Genomic DNA, 18,815 nt, shown 5'->3' with positions numbered 1-18,815 from the left:
CGATGCTCTCAGGTTCGAGCTTGTCAGATGATCGGGGGCCGGCCCAGCCGGGTCAGCCGCCATACCGTGCGCCACTTCATGGGACGCCGGGGACCGCAGGGCGTCGCCCAGCCCTCCCGGAAGCCACCGATCCAGGCCCGCAGGGCCGGACCGGAAGGGCGTCTGGCCAGCGTCAGCAGGATCCAGGTGCCGAGGTAGGCGGGCACCAGGGGCCACGGCAGGTTGCGGCGCGCCAGCCACACCCGGTTGCGGGCCACCATCCGGTGGTAGACCGCGTGCCGGCCGGGGGCGGTGAGCGGGTGGTGCAGGACCATGTCCGACCGGTAGTCGATCATCCAGCCGGCGTCCAGCGCCCGCCAGGCCAGGTCCGTCTCCTCGTGCGCGTAGAAGAACTCGTCCGGCAGGCCGCCGACCTGCGCCAGCACCGTCGTGCGGACCGCGCTGGCGCCGCCCAGGAAGGTCGTCACCCGCGACGAGCGCATCGGGTCGGACGCCCGCAGCCGGGGTACGTGGCGGCGCTGGGTGGTGCCGCTCTCCGGGTCCGCGATCCGGAAGCTGACGATGCCCAGCTCCGGGTCGGCCGCGAAGGCCTGGCGGAGCAGCTCCCCGGTGTCGGTGCCGGGCAGCAGCCCGTCGTCGTCGAGGAACAGGACCACGTCGACGTCGCAGCCGTTCGGGCCGAAGAGCTCGACGCCGACGTTGCGCCCGCCCGGGATGCCCAGGTTCTCGGGCAGCTCGACGGTGCGCACCCGCGGTCCGGATTCGTCCAGTTCGGGCAGCGGTGACCCGTTGCCGACCAGTGCCACCTCGATCGGCGGACCGTCCTGCTTGGCGACGGAGGCCAGCAGGTCGCGCAGTTCCGCGGGCCGGTTGCCCATGGTGATGATCACCGCGCCGAGCTTCAGCGGCGTACTCACTTCAGCCTGCTCGAGGCCAGGATGCTGACCAGGTGCAGCAGCGTCTGCAGCAGCGCGATGCCGGCCAGCACGGCGACACCCAGGCGCGAGAAGAACAGGTCGCCCCTGACCGAGTCCAGGACCGCCAGTACCAGGATCAGCAGCGACGCCTCGATCCCGAGGACGAGACGGTGGAACTTCAGCGCCCCCGCGGCCTTGCGGGCCAGCGCCATGCCGGACGAACGCGGCTCGGACGCCGACTCCTTGACCGGCGGCAGCCCCTGCTGGTGGCGGGCGACGCCGACGAGGTCGGTCTCGGCCTTGATCAGCACGGCGCCGAGGGCGGCCAGGGTGCCGAGGAAGGCCCACAGCCAGTCGATCCGCCCGGAGCCCCACAGATCGGCTGCGCGCAGGCCGAAGCCGACCAGCACGGCGGCGTCGCACAGGTAGGCGGCGATGCGGTCCAGGTACACCCCGCCCAGCGAGTACTGCTTCTTCCAGCGGGCGAGTTCACCGTCGACGCAGTCGAACAGCAGGTACAGCTGGACCATCACCACGCCGAGCACGGCGCCGGCGATCCCCGGCACCAGCAGGGCCGGGGCGGCGAGGACGGCGGCGACGGTCATCACGTACGTCACCTGGTTGGGCGTGACCCGCGTCTCCACCAGGTGCCGGTCTATGCGCAGCGAGAGTTCCCGCATGTAGAGCCGGCCGGCCCAGTGCTCGCCGCTCCGCCGGTCCTTGACCCCGGGGGGGTGCACGACCGGGCGGAGTTCAGCTACGGATGGTTTTGGCATAGTCGGCGTATGCGTCCTTGATCTGGTCTGCGGACAGGTCGAGGTGTTCCAGGATCGTGTAGCGCCCGGGACGGGTCTGCGGCGCGTACTCCACCGCCTTGACGAACTCCTCGTCGGAGAAGCCGATCTCGCCGGGCGTGACCGGCAGGCCGTGGCGTCGCAGCACCTGGGCGATCAGGCCGGATTCCTCGTGGGCCCCGCGCAGGTACATGGCGAAGGCGGCGCCCAGGCCGCACTGCTCGCCGTGCGCGGCGGCGCGCTTCGGGTACAGCAGGTCGAAGGCGTGGCTGATCTCGTGGCAGGCGCCGGACGACGGGCGGGTGTCCCCGCTGATCGACATGGCGATGCCGGAGAGCACCAGGCCCTCGGCGAGCGTGGTGAGGAACGGGTCGTCCCCCACCCCGCCCGGGTGCCGCAGTACGGACTCACCGGCGGAGCGGGCCATGGCGGCGGCGAGACCGTCGATCGGCTCACCGGTCTCGCGGTGCGACAACTCCCAGTCCGCGATGGCGGAGATGTTGGAGATCGCGTCACCGATGCCGGAGCGCACGTAGCGCACGGGCGCCTCGCGGATCACGTCCAGGTCGATCACCAGCGCCACCGGGCTCGGCACCCCGTAGGAGCCGCGCCCGTTGTCGTTGTCCAGCGTGGAGACCGGCGAGCAGATGCCGTCGTGGGACAGGTTCGTCGCGACGGCGACCATCGGCAGCCCGACCCGGGCGGCCGCGTACTTGGCGACGTCGATGATCTTGCCGCCGCCGAGGCCGACGACCGCGTCGTACCGCTTGCCGCGCATGGCGTCGGCGAGCTTGACGGCGGCGTCGATGGTGCCCCCGTCGACCGGATACCAGTCGGCGCCCGGCAGTTCGGGGGCCAGCCGGTCGCGCAGCTTGAGGCCGGAGCCGCCGCTGACCGCGATGGCGAGCTTTCCCGAGCTGGAGATCCGCTGGTCGGCCAGGAGGCCGGCCAGGTCGGCGAGCGCGCCCCCGTTGATGTCGACGACGACCGGCGAGGGGATCAGCCGGGTCAGTACTGGCACGCGATCCCCCGTGCCTTCTTCAGGTCGTCGTGGTTGTCGATCTCGACCCAGGCCACGTCGCCGATCGGCGCGGTGTCGATGGTGAAGCCGCGGTTGACGAGCTCCTGGTAACCGTCCTCGTAGTAGAGGTCGGGGTCCCTTCTCGAAGGTCGTCTTCAGCGCGTCTGCCAGGTCGGCGGCGGCCGACGGCTCGATCAGCGTGACGCCGATGTACTCGCCCGTCGCGGTGGCCGGGTCCATCAGCTTGGTGATGCGCCGTACGCCCCTGCCCGCCTCGGTGATGACCTTCATCTCCTCGTCGGCGAGCTGCTTCACCGTGTCGAGGGCGAGGATGATCCGACGGTCCTCGCCGCGGGCGGCCAGCAGGGTCTTCTCGACGGAGACCGGGTGCACGGTGTCGCCGTTGGCGAGAATCACACCCTCCGTGAGGATGTCCCGGGCGCACCACAGCGAGTAGGCGTTGTTCCAGATCTCCGCCTTGTCGTTCTCGACGAGATGCAGTTTGACGCCGTACTTCTTCTCCAGGGCGGCCTTGCGCTCGACGACGGCTTCGCCGCGGTAGCCGATCACGATGGCCGCGTCGGTGAGGCCGACCTCGGCGAAGTTGCCCAGGGTCAGGTCCAGGACGGTGGTGGTGCCCGCGCCCTCCGGGTCCACCGGCACCAGAGCCTTGGGCAGGGTGTCGGTGTAGGGACGCAGACGCCGTCCGGCGCCGGCTGCCAGCACGAGGCCGATCATGCGGGTTCTCCTGATTCGTCGTGTACAGCGGGTGCGGCTGACGACACCCAGAACCGGATGCTCTCGGTGAGCACCACGAGTGCCAGCGCCCCGGCGATGACCGTCAGCGTGACGGTGAAACCTGTGTGGTGCGCGAGGGCGGCCGCCGCGGTGATCGCCAACGCCCTGCCCTCGTGTCCGCCGGTCGCGCGTACCAGGGCCCTCGGGGGCGCCCCGGTGCCGCCGCGGATGCGGTACACCGTGTCGTAGTGATGGTAGGCGACAGCGGCCACCAGGCCGAAAGCAGCGGGCAACGCGCCGTTCACGTCCGAGACGGCCGCCAGCGCGAGGATCGTGGTGTACTCGCCCGCCCGGAAGAACGGCGGAACCAGCCAGTCCAGGGCGCCCTTCAGCGGCCGGGCGACGGCCAGGCCCGAGGTCAGCACGTATACGGCGGCGGCCGGCACCGGCCACCAGCTGCCCCACGGGGCCAGCGCGGCGGTGGCCACCAGCGCGGCGGAGCCGAGCAGGGCCACGGCGGGGGCCGTGAAGGACGGCAGCCGGCGGGCGAGCGGCCCGGTCGCGCGGGCGACGGCCTCGGCGAGCGGACCGCTGTCGGCCAGCTCGGCGAGCGCCTGGGCGGCCCGGTCGGTGCGGTGGGCCCTGCGGGTCAGCGAACGGAGCACCCGGCCCGCGGTGGTGTAGCAGGCGGCGAGCGCGCAGCCGATGATCAGCACGGTCAGAGTGGTGCGCGGCGTGGTGACGGCGGTGAGCACCGCGATCATCGCCCAGCGCTCACCGATCGGCAGCACGATCATCCGGCGCACCCAGACCGTCCAGCCGACGCTGTCGAGCTTGTCGGACAGGGCGGCGGTCGGGCTGGTGTTGGCCGTCGCGTCGTGGTTGGCCTCGGTGAACGAGAAGTCGACGACGTGCCGGCAGGTCTGCAGCACCATCGCGCCGAGCGCCAGCGCCCACACGTCGTCACCGCCGCGGGCCGCGCCGAGCGCGAGCCCGGCGTAGTACGCGTACTCCTTGGCCCGGTCGAAGGTGGCGTCCAGCCAGGCGCCGAGCGTCGAGTACTGCAGCGAGTAGCGGGCCAGCTGCCCGTCGGTGCAGTCCAGGACGAACGAGGCGATCAGCAGCACGCCGGCGGCGACGAAGCCGGGCCGGGTGCCGGTGGCCGCGCAGCCGGCCGCGATCAGCGCGACGAGCAGGGACGCGGTGGTGACCTGGTTCGGGGTCAGCCCGCGGCGGGCGCACCAGCGCGCGAGGTAACGGGAGTAGGGGCTGACGCAGTAGGTGGTGAAGAAACCGTCGCGCGCCTTGACGGCGTTGCGCAGCCGGACCTTCTCCCCGTCGACCGCGGCGACGGCCGCGACGGCCGCCGCGCGTTCGGCGTCGGAGGCGGGTACGGCGGCCACCAGGACACCGAGTTCAGGACGGTGCGGGGCCACGCCCTCCGCCTCGATGGCGGTGGCGAGGCTCTCGATGGCCGGGCTCTCGGTGGCGGTGCTCCCGGAGAGCCGGCCGCCGGGGGGCCCGGCGGCGAGCGCCCTGGCCAGCGCGGGACGCGCCGCGGCCTGGACGGAGAGCGCGCCGGGGACGGCGGTGGCATCGAAGCGGGGGTCGGTGAGCGCCAGCCGCAGCGCGTGCGTGTGGCCGACGAAGCGCCGGTCGACGATCGCCACCCGCTCGGTGGCCGGCACCGCGGCGACGCGCGCCGCGAGACCTCCGGCCCCCACCGCGGATGCGCTTCCGGACTCGTTTCCGGGCTCGGTCTCCAGCTCCGTTCCGGACTCGGGCGCTTCGATCACGTCGAATCCGAGCGACCTGAGGTCGCCCTCGAGCGGCGACGCCGGAGCCGGCGGGCCGGTGAGGATGGCGGTCGGCAGAGGAACTCACTCCCTGGACATGTGGGGGTGCCGGCGGCGATGAGGCGCCGCGCCGGTCACGACGGCAGAGGCTATCGGATCCGCGGAAGCGGCCGTTCACCACCCGTTTGCTTCCTCGTGCGCTTCGCCGGGGTCGTCCAGCCCGCGAACCACGTGATCATCATGGTCGATCCGGGGCCCCGGCAACAAACAGCGGCCGGGCGGCGGCCGGACGCCGCCGTTGGGGGGACGCCGCCGGCGGAATCCTTCCGTCCCATCACCGCAGGTCATTGAAGATGAAACCAACACGCGGTGCCGTCCCGCGCACCGTGCGTCACCCCACACCGACCCCTGCACCACCTCGCGCCACACCCGCAACTGCCGCGCCCTATCCGCGCGGTTGTGCCATCGACCCCGTCCGGGTGACACGGAGCGGGCGGTGCAACCACTTCGGTGTGCGGCGCGTGAGGCAGACTGAAGCCTTGTCGTCGAACGCGAAGGATGGATATGCCCACCAGTCCCGCCACCGGCCGGCCCGGCACCCCCGCGACGGATCCCTCCAGCAACGGGGTCGCGGAACCGATCATGCTGGAGCTGGTCGACGAGGCCGGTGTGACCATCGGTACCGCCGAGAAGCTGTCCGCGCACCTGGCCCCCGGCCGGCTGCACCGGGCGTTCTCCGTCTTCCTCTTCGACGACGAGGGCCGGCTGCTGCTCCAGCGCCGGGCGATGGGCAAGTACCACTCCCCCGGTGTGTGGTCGAACACCTGCTGCGGGCACCCGTACCCGGCGGAGCCGCCGTTCGTGGCCGCCGCCCGCCGCACCGCCGAGGAGCTGGGAACGGCTCCCGCGCTGCTGCGCGAGGCCGGCACCGTCCGCTACAACCACCCGGACCCGGAGTCCGGGCTGGTCGAGCAGGAGTTCAACCACCTCTTCGTCGGCCTCGTGCGGGCCCAGCTGCGGCCCGACCCCGAGGAGATCGGCGAGACCGCCTTCGTGACGCCGCCCGAGCTGGAGGAGATCCGCGAGCGCGGCCCGTTCTCCGCCTGGTTCGGAACCGTGTGGGACGCGTCGCTGCCCGCGATCCGCGAGCTGACCGGCGACGCGGGCTGGTAAGTACGTGCCGGGGCCGCTCCGGCGGGCCGCGGGCGGTACTACGCACACTGCGGGGCGCTGCTACAGGCCCGCGATCGGCAGCGGGAGCAGGGACCAGATCACCTTGCCGCCGGTTTCGGTGTGCGTCACGTCGCACATCCCGCCCGCCTCTGTCGTGATGGCCTTGACGAGCAGCAGACCGCGACCGTTGGTGTCGCCGTACTCCGCTTCCAGCGCCTTGGGACGGTAGGGGTGGTTGTCCTCGACGCCGACCCGGATCCAGTCCGGTCCCACCGCGATCTCGATGGTGATCTGCGGTGACAGCACCGCCGCGTGCCGGACCGAATTGGTCACCAGCTCCGACACGATCAGCAGGATGCCCGCCATCAGCTCGTCACCGACGGGCACCTTCCGGTCGTTGATCAGGTCCCGGACGCCGTGCCGCACCTGGGGTACCGAGGAGTCCACCGCCGGTGCGGTGAAGCGCCACGCCCCGGCGTACGGCGGGGGCGGCGCGAACGGGGCGCCCGGCCGGCCCGCGCCCCCAGGATCACCCGGATCGTCCGGATCGAGCGGCGCCTCGGCCGTCGCCGGATCGGGCGGGACGCTCCCGCAGACCTCCATGGCGGCATCCACCATCGCCTTCGTGTGACGTATCCCCGCAGCTCCCTGTGGTGCCCGCTACCGGGCCGCCAACGGGATCCGCCTCACGATCGAGTTTCCGGAGTGTGGGCCGTCCACCGGGCAGGTGCACGTAAGTCCACACTTTTCGTCGCATCAAGTTCGCTGACGAACGACTTTGCCACCCGGGCGACTGGTTCCGATCGCCTTGGTCATGCTTCGTGGAATGTTGCACCACCGGCCCGTCCCGCCGCCCGGGCGCCGCCGCGGGTTCCCGACCCGGGAGCCGGGCCGACTCCGCGCCCCGATGAGCATCCGCTACGTACTTTTTACGCCTGTTTCGGCGCGGATAGGATCAGATCATCGGCCACCCGCGCGGACCACTCGCGCCACGCACGCCGCAATAACACCGCACGCACGCCGCACGCCGCACGCAAGGTCACGGAACACACGGAAGGGGAGCCCGGATGCCCGAGCCCGGCCAGAAGCCCGGCCCACCGCCCGGACTGCTGCTGGACACCGCCGACGGCACCGCCACGGTGACGATCAGCAATCCGGCGAAGCGGAACGCCATGACCACGGACATGTGGGAGGCGCTCCCCGGCCTGCTGGACGGACTCGCCGCCGATCCGGCCGTGCGGGTCCTGGTGCTCACCGGCGCCGACGGCACCTTCTGCGCGGGCGCGGACATCGCGGGGCTGCGGGAGGCCGGCAGCGGCTCCGCCAGGACGCAGGGCGCGGCGGTCCGGGCCGAGGAGGCGCTGGCCGCCTTCCCCAAGCCGACGCTCGCGGCCGTGCGCGGCTTCTGTGTGGGCGGCGGCTGCCAGCTCGCCGCCGCCTGCGACCTGCGCTTCGCGGCCGAGGGAGCGCGCTTCGGCGTCACTCCGGCCCGACTCGGCATCGTCTACGCCGCCTCGTCCACCCGGCGACTGGTGGATCTGGTCGGGCCGGCGACCGCCAAGTACCTGCTGTTCTCGGCCGAGTTGATCGACCATGAGCGGGCGCTGCGGACCGGGCTCGTCGACGAGGTGCTGCCCGAGGAGCAACTCGACAAGCGGGTCGCGGAGTTCACCGCCGTCCTGGCCGCGCGCTCGCAGCTCACCCAGGCGGCGGCGAAGGAGTTCGCGACGCCGGGCCTGGACCCGTCACGGATCGATCACTGGGAGCGGCAGGCGCGCACGAGCGGGGACACCGCCGAGGGCGTGGCCGCCTTCCTGGAGGGCCGGCCGGCCCGGTTCGCCTGGTCGCCGACGGCGGGCTGAGCTCGCCGCGCGGGCAGCCCGCGCGCATGTCGGAGCCGGCCCGACGATCAGTCGGCCGGTGTACCCGCCCGCTCCGCGACGTGCGGCGGCAGCGGGACGCCGGCCCGCAAGCCCGGGTCCGGCTCGGGCTCGCCCCAGGTGTGCAGCAGCGGCAGCACGCCGGCCCACACGGGCAGTTCGCCGTCGGGCCCCTCGGCGTCGTCGGTGTGGCCGGTGCTGGTCTTGACCGAGGCCTCGTCGATCCCCAGGGCGAGCAGCGTGGTCGCGGCGAGCTCCTTGCGGGACGGGCCGCGCGCGTAGTCCCACCGGCCGGGCGCGGACTGTTCGGCCAGGACGCGCAGCCCGTGCAGTTTCTCCTCGGGATCGGTGACCACGCGCGGCACACCGAGCACCATGGCGCTGCGGTAGTTGACACTGTGCTCGAAGACGGACCGGGCCAGCACCAGGCCGTCGATATGGGTGACGGTGACGCAGACGGAGGCTCCGGGCGACTGCACGAGGCTGCGGCTGGCGGCCGAGCCGTGCAGGTAGAGGGTGTCGGCGGCGGCATCGAAGCCGTAGACGGTGGGGACCGCCAGCGGCGAGCCGTCCACCACCACCGCGAGGTGGCAGACGAAGCCGGCGCCGAGCACCGCGTCCAGATCGTCCCGGGACACGCTGCCCTGCTCCCGCAGCCGTCGGTGACGGGTCCGGTCGGTGACCGGAAGCGTGCGAGGGGGTGTGTCGGTGGACATCGGAAGCCTCCGGAAGAATGTGCGGCGGACGCCTCGATACTAGCAATCTCGGCGCTTCAGCGGGGCTTTCTCGACTGATTCATGCCCAACCAACTCGATGGACAACGGTTTCCGTCGCAGTGGCCGGAACGCGTACTCGCTCCACGACAACATGCTGACCGGTCGGTAACCTGAATCCATGACTACTACCGCTTCGGACCCTCGCGCGTCGCGCCGCTGTCAGAACACTCTCAACCCGCTGCACTCCAGCACGTACTTCTCGCCGGAGTTCGGCACCGAACTCTCCCGCCTCGGCCTCGAGCCCGGCAGCATGACGTACTTCGCGGGCCGGGCGGCGCCGCTGGGAGCGGTCGGAGCCGGTACCGTCACCGCCACCTTCTACAACTTCAACCACGACCTGGTCGCCCGGCACATCCCGCGCACCTGGACGATCGCCACCCCCGAGGCCGTCATCGACGCGCGGCTGCGCGCGGTCGACACCGCGCTCACCCGGCTGCTCGGCGCGGAAACCGTCGCCTCGCCCGAGATGCGCGAGGCCGCCACCTTGGCGCTACGTGCCACCGAGGCCTGCGAGCGGGCCGCCCGCCCGCTCTACGCCGCCAACGCCGACCTGCCGGTGCCCTTGGCGCCGCACCTCGCACTCTGGCACGCCGCCACGCTGCTGCGGGAGCACCGGGGCGACGGACACCTGGCCGCGCTGGTGGCGGCCAGGCTCGACGGCCTCGAGGCCCTCGTCACCCACAGCGCGACCGGCAAGGGCTTCACCCCCCGCTTCGTCCAGGCCAGCAGGGGCTGGTCGGTCGAGCAGTGGTCCGCCGCCCAGGACCGGCTGCGCGAGCGCGGGCTGCTGGACGCCGCGGGCGAGCTCACCGACGCGGGCGTCGAGCTGCGGCGCGAGATCGAAGCCGCCACCGACCGCGTCGACCAGGCCCCGTACGAGCACCTCGGCGCCGCCGGCGTGGATCGTCTCACCGAGCTCGCCGGATCCTTCACCCAGACCGCGCTCGCCTCCGGCGCCTTCCCGCTGGAGCACTTCGGCAAGGGCTGAGGCGAGGGGTGACGTCAACGGCTGACGTTCCGCGCCGCCCCGGGAACCGGCGGCGCCTCGGCCCTCACGGATCGTGCGACTCTCGCGGCAGCGGGGGCGGCGCGGGCAGGATGGGTCCATGCCCGAATTGACGCCCGCCCAAGTCCGGTCCTGGCGCGTCCACGCACAGGGGTTGGCCGGCGCGCGGGATGGCGTCGGGGTCGCCGACGCGGCGCGCACGGCCGGCGCTCTGCAGGCGCAGGACCCCAAGGCCTGCCGGTTGCAGGTGCGCGCCAGGACCTCGGGGCTCACCGCCGGGGACGTCGACACCGCGTGCGGCGCCGGCGACCGGTCCGTGGTCCGCACGTGGCTGATGCGCGGCACCCTGCACGCCGTCCCGGCGGCGGACGTGCGCTGGATGACGTCGCTGCTGGGCCCGCGAGCCGCCGCGGCGCAGCGCGGCCGGCGGCTGCGGCTCGGACTGGACGAGAAGACCTGCGCCCGCGCCCTTCCCGCACTGGAGAAGGTGCTGGCCGGACGTCCGCCGATGCTCCGCGACGACCTCGTGCACCGACTCGGTGAGTTCGGCATCACCCTGGATCCGCGCAGCCAGGCGCCGGCCCATCTGATGCTGTACGCGGCGGCCATGGGCCTGGTGTGCCGGGGACCCGAGGCGGAAGGCGACAAATCGACTTATGTGTGGTGCGAGGAGTGGCTCGACGGGGTCGTGGGACCGGACCTGTCCGGGACCGGGGCACTGGCGGCGCTCGCCGAGCGGTATGTGTCCGCCTACGGGCCCGCCACTGAGAAGGACTTCGCCAAGTGGTCCGGCCTGCCGGTGGGCCAGGCCCGGAGCGGCTTCCGGTCGGCCGGGGAGAAACTGGCGGAGATCGCGGGACCGGAGGGCCCGCTGTGGGTGCCGGCCGGCACCGACGCGCCGCGGCCGCCGACACCGTCGGTCCGGCTGATCGGGCATTTCGACCCGTATCTGCTCGGCTACCAGGACCGGGACCTGCTGCTGGACCCGTCCTTCGCCCGTCTCGTCGCGACCGGCGGCGGTTTCATCACCCCGTGCCTGCTGGCGGACGGTGAGGTCGTCGGCACCTGGCGCCACGAGCGGGGCCACGTCGGCCGGCTGACCGTCCGCGTCGACCCTTTCCGGGCGCTGGGCGACTCCGTCGTGAGCGGCATCGAGACCGAGGTCGCCGATCTGGGGCGCTTCCTCGGGGGCGATGCCTCCTGGGAGTGGAGCTGAGGGCCGTGACGGAAGGGTGGCGCCGACCGACCCTCAGGTCGCACTCGTCGTGGACTCCCGCTCCGGCTGGGTGTCGGACTGCGCGCACGGCATCGCGGGGTGGCGCCCCAGCAGCACCACCCCTGCCGTGATCGCCGCGAGCCCGGACACCTCCCAGGCCAGCGCGCCGGGCGTCACCCGCAACTGGTCCCCGAGGAAGCCGATGCCGCAGGCGATCCCCGCCAGCGGCTGCGCGGCCGTCAGGGCCGGCAGCGACATCCGCAGGGGAGCGGTCTCGAAGGCGCTCTGTACGAGGACGAGCCCGGTGAGTCCGATCGCCGCGACCACGTACGGCTGCCAGTGCACCGCCAGTATCTGGACGCCGCCCTCATGGGCCAGTTCGCCGCAGATCCGCGTCAGCGCGTCCTGCAGCCCGTAGAGCAGGCCGGCCGCCAGCGCCAACAGGGTCGCCTCGGGCGAGGACGGCAGTCGTTTGGCGCAGGCCACCAGCAGCAGCGCGAGGCCCACGACGATCCCCAGCACCAGCCAGTGCCGCAGTGCCCCCGCCTCCGCGCCGCCCCCGGTCGGCTGCCCGGCGACGATGAACGCCGTCACGCCGAGGGCCAGCAGGATGACGCCGGCCCAGCCGCTGCGGCCCAGCGGCTGCCCCGACAGCCATCTGGACAGCGCCAGCGCGAACAGCAGGTTCGTCGCGAGGAGCGGCTCGACGAGGGACACCTCGCCGCGCGACAGGGCCAGCGCCCCGAGCACCTGGCCGCCGACCATCAACGCCATGCCCAGTAGCCACACGGGCATCTTGATCAGGTCGAGGAGGAGTCGGAAGGAGAGGAAGTCGGCGAGCGGGGCACGCTGCGCCGCGCGCTGCTGCAGTACGAAACCCAGTCCGAGGCAACAGGCGGCACCGACGCCGAGCAGGAACACGGCCACGCGGCCACCTTAGCCCGGGTGACGCGCGACGGACCGCGCCCAGCGATGCGGTCCGGTTTCCGCGCCGAGCGTGTCGACGGCCGCCCGGGACGGGTCGCCCGCCCCGGGATCCGAGGATTCCCTTCCAGCCGACCGGCGAGTTCCGAACGGGCCCGGGCAGGCCCCCACAGCCTGCCCGGGTCCGTGTCCACGGGTTCCACACGTCGACCGTCCCGGACCGGGCCCGAGGGCTCCTGAACGGTCACGGGTTGGACGCGGGCCGAGGCATTCCGGTTCCGCGCGGCTTCGGTGCCGGCGCATCGCCGGTGCGGTGCCGGTGCGGTGCCGGTCGCGTGCGGGCGGCCGCCGCCTGGATCAGGCCTCCGTGACCCGGCCGTCCGCGACCTCGATGCGCCGGGTGGTGCTCACCGCGTTCAGCATCCGCCGGTCGTGCGTGACCAGCAGCAGCGTGCCGTTGTACGAGGAGAGCGCCGACTCCAGCTGCTCGATCGCGGGCAGGTCCAGGTGGTTGGTCGGTTCGTCGAGGACCAGCAGGTTGACGCCGCGGGCCTGCAGCAGGGCCAGCGCGGCACGCGTCCGCTCCCCCGGTGACAGCGTCGCCGCCGGACGCAGCACATGGGCGGCCTTCAGGCCGAACTTGGCGAGCAGCGTCCGCACGTCGGCGGGCTCCAGGTCGGGGACGGACGCCGCGAACGCGTCCATCAGCGGTTCCTCGCCGAAGAACAGCCCGCGGGCCTGGTCGACCTCGCCCACGACGACTCCCGGGCCGAGCGCGGCGTTGCCCGCGTCCAGCGGGAGCCGGCCCAGCAGCGCGGCGAGCAGCGTGGACTTGCCGGAGCCGTTGGCGCCGGTGATGGCGACCCGGTCCGCCCAGTCGATCTGCAGGTCCACCGGGCCGAACGTGAAGTCCCCGCGGCGTACCTCGGCGCCGCGCAGCGTCGCCACCACGGCCCCGGAGCGGGGCGCCGCGGCGATCTCCATCTTGAGCTCCCACTCCTTGCGGGGCTCTTCCACGACGTCGAGGCGTTCGATCATGCGCTGCGTCTGGCGGGCCTTGGCGGCCTGCTTCTCGGACGCCTCGCTGCGGAACTTGCGGCCGATCTTGTCGTTGTCCGTCGCCTTGCGGCGGGCGTTCTTGACACCCTGGTCCATCCACGAGCGCTGCATCTGGCCGCGGGCTTCGAGGGAGGACTTCTTGTCGGCGAACTCGTCGTACTCCTCACGGGCGTGCCGGCGGGACACCTCCCGCTCCTCCAGGTACGCCTCGTAGCCGCCGCCGTAGGTGTTCACCTGCTGCTGGGCGAGGTCGAGTTCGACGACCTTGGTGACGGTGCGGGCGAGGAACTCGCGGTCGTGGCTGACGACGACGGTGCCGGCGCGCAGCCCCTTGACGAACTTCTCCAGCCGGTCGAGACCGTCCAGGTCCAGGTCGTTGGTGGGCTCGTCGAGCAGGAACACGTCGTAGCGGCTGAGCAGCAGCGACGCGAGACCGGCACGGGCGGCCTGACCGCCGGAGAGCGAGGTCATCTGCTGGTCGAGGCCGATGGACAGCCCCAGCGAGGCCGCGACCTCCTCGGAGCGCTCCTCCAGGTCGGCGCCGCCGAGGTCGAGCCAGCGCTCCAGCCCGCGTGGAGTACGCGTCGTCGGCGCCCGGCGCCTCGTCGACCAGCGCCTGCGTGGCGGCGTCGAGCGCGCTCTGTGCGGCCGCGACGCCGGTGCGGCGGGCGAGGAAGTCCCGGACGGTCTCCCCTGGGCGCCGCTCGGGCTCCTGCGGGAGGTGGCCGACGGCGGCGCTGGGCGGGCTGAGTCGCAGCACGCCCTGCTCGGGGGTGTCGAGCCCGGCGAGCAGCCGCAGCAGTGTCGACTTTCCGGCACCGTTGGCCCCGACCAGGCCGATGACATCGCCGGGGGCGACGACGAGTTCGAGGCCGGAGAACAGGACGCGGTCCCCGTGTCCTGCGGCAAGATCCTTGGCAACAAGAGTGGCACTCATCAGGGAGCAGATCCTATATGCCGAGCAAGAAGGCGATCGTCCGCCGTCCCAGCCCGCGCCTGGCCGAAGGCCTGGTCACGCACATCGACCGCGAGCCGGTCGACCCCCTCCTGGCGCTGCGCCAGTGGGAGCGCTACACCGCCACGCTGGCCGAGCACGGCTGGGAGACGGTCGAGGCCGCTCCGGCGGACGACTGCCCGGACGGGGTGTTCGTCGAGGACACCATGGTCGTCTTCCGGAACGTGGCCTTGGTCTCACGTCCGGGCGCCTCCTCGCGGCGGCCCGAGACGTCCGGCGCCGAGGAGGCCGCGCTCGCGCTCGGCTGCTCGGTGAACCGGGTCCGGGAGCCCGGGACGCTGGAGGGCGGCGACGTACTGAAAGTCGGGGACACCCTGTACGTCGGCCTGGGCGGCCGCACCAACGCGGAGGGCGTACGGCAGCTGCGCGCGGTGTTTGAGCCGCTGGGCGCGCGGGTGGTCGCCGTCCCCGTGACGAAGGTGCTGCACCTGAAGTCGGCGGTGACGGCGCTGCCGGACGGAACGGTCATCGGCTACCCGCCCCTGGTCGACGATCCGGCCGTCTTTACGCACTTCCGACCGGTACCGGAGGAGGCTGGGTCACATGTGGTGCTCCTCGGCGGAGACGTGCTGCTCATGGCCGCCGGCGCTCCCCGGAGCGCGGAGCTGCTGAGCGGCCTGGGATACCGGCCGGTACTGGTCGACATCAGCGAATTCGAGAAACTCGAGGGCTGTGTCACATGCTTGTCCGTACGGCTGCGGGACCTGTCCGCGCAGCCGTAGCTGCCCCATACACCCAGTAGGGCGACGGTTGCCTTTTCGGCGACTCATAACCTACGGTTGCGTAACTTACGTCCCCGTAGGTGCCTTGCCAGCTACTCAGGAGTCCCACCGTGACCATCACCGAACCCCACCGTCCCGGATCGGACACATGGAGTGACGCGCGGCTCCTGTACGCCCTGGAAGAAGTGGTCGAGACCGAGCTCAACCGGCACCTCGCGGTGGCCAAGGAGTGGATGCCGCACGAGTACGTGCCGTGGAGCGACGGCCGGAACTTCGACGGGATCATGGGCGGCGAGGCGTGGGCGCCGGAGCAGTCCAAGGTCACCGAGATCGGCCGCATCGCGCTCGTCGTGAACCTCCTCACCGAGGACAACCTCCCCAGCTACCACCACGAGATCGCCTCGCTCTTCGGCCGTGACGGCGCCTGGGGCACCTGGGTGCACCGGTGGACCGCCGAAGAGGGCCGGCACGGCATCGTCATGCGGGACTACCTGCTGACCAGCCGCGCCGTGGACCCGGTCGAGCTCGAGCGCTTCCGCATGGTGCACATGTCGGAGGGCTTCGAGTCCGACAACCGGCACAGCATGCTGCACTCCGTGGCGTACGTGGCCTTCCAGGAGCTGGCCACCCGCGTCTCGCACCGCAACACCGGCCACCAGTCGGGGGACCCGGTCTGCGACCGGATGCTGGCCAGGATCGCGACCGACGAGAACCTGCACATGGTCTTCTACCGCAACCTGCTGGCGGCGGCGCTGCAGCTCGCCCCGGACCTGACGATGCAGGCCATCCGCGATGTCGTCGTGCAGTTCCGGATGCCCGGGCACGGCATGCCCGGCTTCGAGCGGGCGGCGGCCCGGATGGCCATCGGCGGGATCTACAACCTGCGCATCCACCATGACGACGTGCTGCAGCCGGTGCTGCGCCACCTCAAGGTCCTCGAGGTCAGCGGCCTGAACCCGGACGGACTGCAGGCGCAGGAAGAGCTGGGCCTGTTCATGGGCGGCCTCAACGGCCAGGCCACGAAGTTCGACGAGCGCAAGGCGGCCCTCGAGGCCCGCCGGGCGGCCCGCGCCTCCTGACGCCCGGACCGTAGGCCCGCGCCTCCGGACGCCCGAGCCGTAGGCGCGCGCCTGACGTACGCCACTCCCGTCTGCCCTACGCCCATCGCCCCCGCGCATCAACGCGGGGGCGATGGGCGGTTTTCGTGCGTCGGCCAAAAATCATGCATGCATGCTTGATTGTTTCTGGCGACGCTGCCACCCTCTGACCCACAACGTTGCTGACCGGGTGTCAACAAGGGGTGGTCATGGCCGATCCACAGTCCGTGCTCGTCGACCTGCGGGCCGAGAGCGAAGACCTCGACCGGCTGGTGGCGCCGCTTCCGGCGGACCGCTGGGCGGCATCCACCCCCGCCGAGGGCTGGACGATCGCCCACCAGATCGCCCACCTCGCCTGGACCGACGGCGTCGCCCTGCTCTCGGTGACCGACCCGGACGCGTTCGCCCGGGAGACCGAACTGGCCGCCGCGACCTTCGAGACGTTCGTCGACGACGAGGCCCGCAAGGGCGCCTCGCTGCCGCCGGCCGAGCTGCTGGAGCGGTGGCGCACCGGCCGCCGGGCGCTGCTCGACGCCCTGGCCGCCCAGCCGCCCGGCACCCGCTTCCCCTGGTACGGGCCCCCGATGAGCGCCGCCTCGATGGCCACCGGGCGGCTGATGGAGACCTGGGCGCACGGCCAGGACGTCGCCGACGCCCTGGGCTTCCGGCGCGAGCCGACCGGCCGGCTGCGGCACGTGGCCCGGATCGGAGTGCGGGCCCGCGACTACGCGTACTTCGTACGGGGGCTCAAGCCGCCCGCCGAGGAGTTCCGGGTCGAGTTGACGGCGCCCGACGGTGGGACGTGGACGTACGGGCCGGAGGACGCCGCACAGCGGGTGACCGGTCCCATGATCGACTTTTGTCTGCTGGCCACCCAACGCAGACACCGCGACGACCTCGCCGTATGCGCCGAGGGCGAGGACGCGGACCGCTGGCTGGAGATAGCCCAGGCCTTCGCGGGACCGGCCGGAACCGGTCGTCAGCCACGGTCCGCGGGCCGTGCTCCGCAAGCCCCGGGCCGTGCGCCGCAGTCCGCGGAAGAGCGCGGGGCCGGCGCATGACCCTCCTGGACACGGCCGACGAGGAGTACGCGGTGAACCGGGCGACCATGCTCGACCGGCTCGCGGAGGTCGACGCGGCGCACACCACCGCGATCGACGGCGGCGGAGCGAAGTACATCGAGCGGCACCGCAAACGCGGCAAGCTGCTCGCCCGCGAACGCGTCGAGCTGCTGCTCGACCCGGACACCCCGTTCCTCGAACTCTCCCCGCTCGCCGCCTGGGGCAGCGACTACCCGGTGGGTGCCTCGCTGGTCACCGGCATCGGCGTCGTGGAAGGCGTCGAGTGCCTGATCACCGCCAGCGACCCGACCGTGCGCGGTGGCGCCAGCAACCCGTGGACGCTGAAGAAGGCGCTGCGCGCCAATGAGATCGCCTTCGCCAACCGGCTGCCGGTGATCAGCCTCGTCGAGTCCGGCGGCGCCGATCTCCCCAGCCAGAAGGAGATCTTCATACCCGGCGGCGCGCTGTTCCGGGACCTGACGCGGCTGTCGGCCGCCGGAATCCCCACCATCGCCGTCGTCTTCGGCAACTCGACCGCGGGCGGCGCGTACATCCCCGGGATGTCCGACCACGTGATCATGGTCAAGGACCGGTCGAAGGTCTTCCTGGGCGGGCCGCCGCTGGTCAAGATGGCGACCGGTGAGGAGAGCGACGACGAGTCGCTGGGCGGCGCCGACATGCACGCCCGGGTCTCCGGCCTCGCGGACCACTACGCCCTCGACGAGCCCGACGCCCTGCGCACCGCGCGCCGCGTCGTCTCCCGGCTCAACTGGCGCAAGCGGGGCCCGGCCCCGCGGGCGACCGTCGAACCACCGCTGCACGACGAGGACGAGCTGCTCGGTATCGTCCCCGGCGACCTGCGGACGCCCTTCGACCCGCGCGAGGTGATCACCCGCATCGTCGACGGCTCGCGGTTCGACGAGTTCAAGCCGCTGTACGGGCCGAGCCTGGCCACCGGCTGGGCCGAGGTGCACGGCTATCCCGTCGGAATCCTCGCCAACGCGCAGGGCGTGCTGTTCAGCGCCGAGTCGCAGAAGGCCGCGCAGTTCATCCAGCTCGCCAACCAGCGGGACATCCCGCTGCTCTTCCTGCACAACACCACCGGCTACATGGTCGGCAAGGAGTATGAGCAGGCCGGGATCATCAAGCACGGCGCCATGATGATCAACGCGGTCGCCAACTCCAGGGTCCCGCACCTGTCGGTGCTGATGGGCGCGAGCTACGGCGCCGGCCACTACGGCATGTGCGGCCGGGCCTTCGACCCGCGCTTCCTCTTCGCCTGGCCGAGCGCCAAGTCCGCCGTGATGGGGCCCGCCCAGCTCGCCGGGGTGCTCTCGATCGTCGCCCGGCAGTCGGCGGCGGCGAAGGGACTGCCGTACGACGACGAGGCGGACGCCGCGCTGCGCGCCATGGTCGAGCAGCAGATCGAGTCCGAGTCGTTGCCGATGTTCCTGTCGGGACGGCTCTACGACGACGGCGTCATCGACCCGCGCGACACGCGGACCGTACTCGGCCTGTGCCTGTCAGCCGTGCACGGCGCTTCCGTCGAGGGCGCGCGCGGCGGCTTCGGCGTCTTCCGGATGTGAGGGCAGTGACGATTCTTCCGAAGGTGGGGGCCGT

General features: G+C 72.3%; 15 protein-coding genes and 2 pseudogenes. 8 read left to right on the top strand and 9 right to left on the bottom strand.

Features of this window, described 5'->3' with window-relative positions; all coding sequences use genetic code 11:
- Window positions 1-23: 23 nt before the first annotated feature.
- The 5 genes and pseudogenes from M2266_RS29020 to M2266_RS29000 all read right to left on the bottom strand — a co-directional run bounded on the left by M2266_RS29020 (window position 24) and on the right by M2266_RS29000 (window position 5,344).
- Entirely contained in the window at window positions 24-917 is an 894-nt protein-coding gene (locus M2266_RS29020; RefSeq protein WP_277440855.1) for a glycosyltransferase family 2 protein, read from the bottom strand.
- Window positions 914-1,693, bottom strand: coding sequence for a CDP-alcohol phosphatidyltransferase family protein (locus M2266_RS29015; RefSeq protein ID WP_277440854.1), 780 nt, complete (start codon window positions 1,691-1,693; stop codon window positions 914-916). The genes M2266_RS29020 and M2266_RS29015 overlap by 4 nt, the downstream gene beginning before the upstream one ends.
- Window positions 1,671-2,732, bottom strand: coding sequence for an iron-containing alcohol dehydrogenase family protein (locus M2266_RS29010; RefSeq protein WP_277440853.1), 1,062 nt, complete (start codon window positions 2,730-2,732; stop codon window positions 1,671-1,673). The genes M2266_RS29015 and M2266_RS29010 overlap by 23 nt, the downstream gene beginning before the upstream one ends.
- A pseudogene (locus M2266_RS29005) lies at window positions 2,720-3,470 on the bottom strand (phosphocholine cytidylyltransferase family protein). Before M2266_RS29005 ends, M2266_RS29010 begins: the two are co-directional and overlap by 13 nt.
- Entirely contained in the window at window positions 3,467-5,344 is a 1,878-nt protein-coding gene (locus M2266_RS29000; protein WP_277441402.1) for a DUF5941 domain-containing protein, read from the bottom strand. Before M2266_RS29000 ends, M2266_RS29005 begins: the two are co-directional and overlap by 4 nt.
- A 486-nt stretch (window positions 5,345-5,830) precedes the next feature.
- On the opposite strand from M2266_RS29000, the gene idi reads away from it, so the two are divergent.
- Complete coding sequence (gene idi, locus M2266_RS28995) at window positions 5,831-6,439, top strand: isopentenyl-diphosphate Delta-isomerase (protein ID WP_250978501.1); 609 nt, start codon at window positions 5,831-5,833, stop codon at window positions 6,437-6,439.
- Between the two features lie 60 nt (window positions 6,440-6,499).
- On the opposite strand, the gene M2266_RS28990 is transcribed toward idi, so the two are convergent.
- On the bottom strand, window positions 6,500-7,057 hold the full coding sequence (locus tag M2266_RS28990; RefSeq protein WP_277440852.1) for an ATP-binding protein: 558 nt from the start codon (window positions 7,055-7,057) through the stop codon (window positions 6,500-6,502).
- A 449-nt stretch (window positions 7,058-7,506) separates the two neighbouring features.
- On the opposite strand from M2266_RS28990, the gene M2266_RS28985 reads away from it, so the two are divergent.
- Window positions 7,507-8,301 (top strand): enoyl-CoA hydratase-related protein, encoded by a 795-nt coding sequence (locus M2266_RS28985; RefSeq protein WP_277440851.1) that lies wholly within the window; start codon window positions 7,507-7,509, stop codon window positions 8,299-8,301.
- Window positions 8,302-8,348: 47 nt separating this feature from the next.
- Here M2266_RS28985 and M2266_RS28980 read toward each other — a convergent pair whose 3' ends face one another.
- Entirely contained in the window at window positions 8,349-9,035 is a 687-nt protein-coding gene (locus M2266_RS28980) for a pyridoxamine 5'-phosphate oxidase family protein (RefSeq protein WP_277440850.1), read from the bottom strand.
- Window positions 9,036-9,213: 178 nt separating this feature from the next.
- Between M2266_RS28980 and M2266_RS28975 the strand changes: the two genes are divergently transcribed.
- A complete protein-coding gene (locus tag M2266_RS28975; RefSeq protein WP_277440849.1) occupies window positions 9,214-10,083 on the top strand; it encodes a hypothetical protein in 870 nt (289 codons plus the stop codon).
- 118 nt (window positions 10,084-10,201) lie between these two features.
- Window positions 10,202-11,317 carry a winged helix DNA-binding domain-containing protein gene (locus M2266_RS28970; RefSeq protein ID WP_277440848.1) on the top strand — a complete coding sequence of 372 codons (1,116 nt, stop codon included), beginning with the start codon at window positions 10,202-10,204 and terminating at the stop codon, window positions 11,315-11,317.
- Window positions 11,318-11,350: 33 nt separating this feature from the next.
- Here M2266_RS28970 and M2266_RS28965 read toward each other — a convergent pair whose 3' ends face one another.
- Together M2266_RS28965 and M2266_RS28960 are read right to left on the bottom strand one after the other, a co-directional pair.
- The gene (locus tag M2266_RS28965; RefSeq protein WP_277440847.1) at window positions 11,351-12,244 is read right to left on the bottom strand and encodes a DMT family transporter; all 894 of its coding nucleotides are present in this window, start codon (window positions 12,242-12,244) and stop codon (window positions 11,351-11,353) included.
- Between the two features lie 354 nt (window positions 12,245-12,598).
- Window positions 12,599-14,237: pseudogene (locus M2266_RS28960) on the bottom strand (ABC-F family ATP-binding cassette domain-containing protein).
- Window positions 14,238-14,254: 17 nt separating this feature from the next.
- Here M2266_RS28960 and ddaH point away from each other — a divergent pair.
- From ddaH to M2266_RS28940, 4 genes are all read left to right on the top strand, one after another.
- Window positions 14,255-15,037: a dimethylargininase gene (gene ddaH / locus M2266_RS28955; protein ID WP_277440846.1), complete on the top strand. Its 783-nt coding sequence runs from the start codon at window positions 14,255-14,257 to the stop codon at window positions 15,035-15,037.
- Between the two features lie 110 nt (window positions 15,038-15,147).
- Window positions 15,148-16,116 carry an acyl-ACP desaturase gene (locus M2266_RS28950; protein WP_277440845.1) on the top strand — a complete coding sequence of 323 codons (969 nt, stop codon included), beginning with the start codon at window positions 15,148-15,150 and terminating at the stop codon, window positions 16,114-16,116.
- Window positions 16,117-16,343: 227 nt separating this feature from the next.
- Window positions 16,344-17,195, top strand: a complete 852-nt coding sequence (locus M2266_RS28945; RefSeq protein ID WP_277440844.1) for a TIGR03084 family metal-binding protein — start codon at window positions 16,344-16,346, stop codon at window positions 17,193-17,195.
- On the top strand, window positions 17,192-18,781 hold the full coding sequence (locus M2266_RS28940) for a carboxyl transferase domain-containing protein (RefSeq protein WP_277440843.1): 1,590 nt from the start codon (window positions 17,192-17,194) through the stop codon (window positions 18,779-18,781). Before M2266_RS28945 ends, M2266_RS28940 begins: the two co-directional genes overlap by 4 nt.
- Window positions 18,782-18,815 lie beyond the last annotated feature (34 nt).

It is taken from the genome of Streptomyces sp. SPB162, assembly GCF_029504575.1.
Taxonomy (GTDB): Bacteria; Actinomycetota; Actinomycetes; order Streptomycetales; family Streptomycetaceae; genus Actinacidiphila.
The sequence above is the reverse complement of the archived record's forward strand: the minus strand, read 5'-3'. Positions and strand labels throughout refer to the sequence as shown.

Coding starts and splice junctions, on each gene's coding strand:
- M2266_RS29015 (WP_277440854.1), bottom strand. CDS start 1,693: ATGCCAAAACCATCCGTAGCTGAACTCCGCCCGGTCGTGCACCCCCCC.
- idi (WP_250978501.1), top strand. CDS start 5,831: ATGCCCACCAGTCCCGCCACCGGCCGGCCCGGCACCCCCGCGACGGAT.
- M2266_RS28975 (WP_277440849.1), top strand. CDS start 9,214: ATGACTACTACCGCTTCGGACCCTCGCGCGTCGCGCCGCTGTCAGAAC.
- M2266_RS28940 (WP_277440843.1), top strand. CDS start 17,192: ATGACCCTCCTGGACACGGCCGACGAGGAGTACGCGGTGAACCGGGCG.
- M2266_RS28990 (WP_277440852.1), bottom strand. CDS start 7,057: ATGGTGGATGCCGCCATGGAGGTCTGCGGGAGCGTCCCGCCCGATCCG.
- M2266_RS28970 (WP_277440848.1), top strand. CDS start 10,202: ATGCCCGAATTGACGCCCGCCCAAGTCCGGTCCTGGCGCGTCCACGCA.
- M2266_RS28980 (WP_277440850.1), bottom strand. CDS start 9,035: ATGTCCACCGACACACCCCCTCGCACGCTTCCGGTCACCGACCGGACC.
- ddaH (WP_277440846.1), top strand. CDS start 14,255: ATGCCGAGCAAGAAGGCGATCGTCCGCCGTCCCAGCCCGCGCCTGGCC.
- M2266_RS28985 (WP_277440851.1), top strand. CDS start 7,507: ATGCCCGAGCCCGGCCAGAAGCCCGGCCCACCGCCCGGACTGCTGCTG.
- M2266_RS28945 (WP_277440844.1), top strand. CDS start 16,344: ATGGCCGATCCACAGTCCGTGCTCGTCGACCTGCGGGCCGAGAGCGAA.